The sequence below is a fragment of the Petrotoga halophila DSM 16923 genome, assembly GCF_002924615.1.
On record NZ_JALY01000318.1, the window covers coordinates 1 to 1,204 of the forward strand.

1 protein-coding gene is annotated in these 1,204 nt (G+C 29.6%); it reads left to right on the forward strand.

The window, feature by feature from the left end; translation table 11 throughout:
* Window positions 1-1,204: hypothetical protein (locus tag AA81_RS13505; RefSeq protein WP_103899324.1), on the forward strand; the 1,204-nt coding region annotated here is incomplete at both ends.

The window sequence follows — 1,204 nt, forward strand, 5'->3', positions numbered from 1 at the left end:
CTTAGAAAGTGATGGATCAGCTAAAAATAAAAACATCGTCAATTACATAAACGTTTTGAAATTAAAATGGGATGTTAAATATAATGAAGCCCTTGAGATAATAGATAAAGAGATAAAGGGGTTGAAAAAAGGTAGTTTGTATTGTCTAATTTTAGTTGAAAAGATAAGTATTTTAGTCAATCTTTCTAGAAATGAAGAGATTAAAGAAGTATTCAATCAATTGAAGGAAGAATTCGAAAAACTTCCTAAGTATTTAAGAGGAATAGTCGTTGAGAAGTTAAAGAATGTTCGTGAATTAAATTTTGAAGAAAAAGATTTGCAAACCATTAGGATTTGGAGTGAAAGTTATGAAAATACTCCCGCCACCAAAGGCTTCATATTACTATCAAAATCAAGAGGAAAAAAGAATGAAGAACAATACGATGAAGCAGTTTGTTTAAACATCGAAGCATTTAAGATTTTAAAAACTGTTCCACATCCCTCTGGTATGGTGCAAGCTTTAAACAATATATCTTGGTGGTTGAAAGATACAAACAAAGAAAAGGCTTTAGCTTTTACCTTTCCATTGGGATTCTATCTTGGTTACTATTTCCATGATGATAACTTTGATGTTTTCAATTCCCTTGATACTACATTTCAAGTACAAAAGAATAATAACGATCCGTTGTTTTATGAAACCGCCTTTATTTTTTCACGCTTAGTTTCATTGTTGAGTGTCGATAAGAAAAAAATAATATGGAATAAGTTTGAATATACCATTCATGATGTCAGACGTTTTGTTTTGAATATTAGAAATAGAAATTACTTAAACACAAAAACGCTAAGAGATTTCATAAGGAAAGAGATAGGAAAAGAAAAGATACCCATAGATTCAATAAATGTTTCTGAAAGAACATTAAAAGAGTTTTTATCTGCAAAGACACAGTACATTCAACCAAGTATCTTGAGAAACATTATAGATGCTCTTGAGTTTGAAATCACCACATCCGCACCTATATGTATAATCAAAGAATTGAAAAAGAAGGATATAGATAAAAAGTTTGAGATAAACCTTGAAAAGTTTAAAAACCTTCCAAAAGAAAGGCAAATATCAGAACTCTTTACATCTTACCTCGTTCATTACTACAAAGAAGAGATTGATCTAAAAAAGATAATTAAAGAGATACAAGATGACAGTTTAATTGAAGAAAGATGTGATTACTAC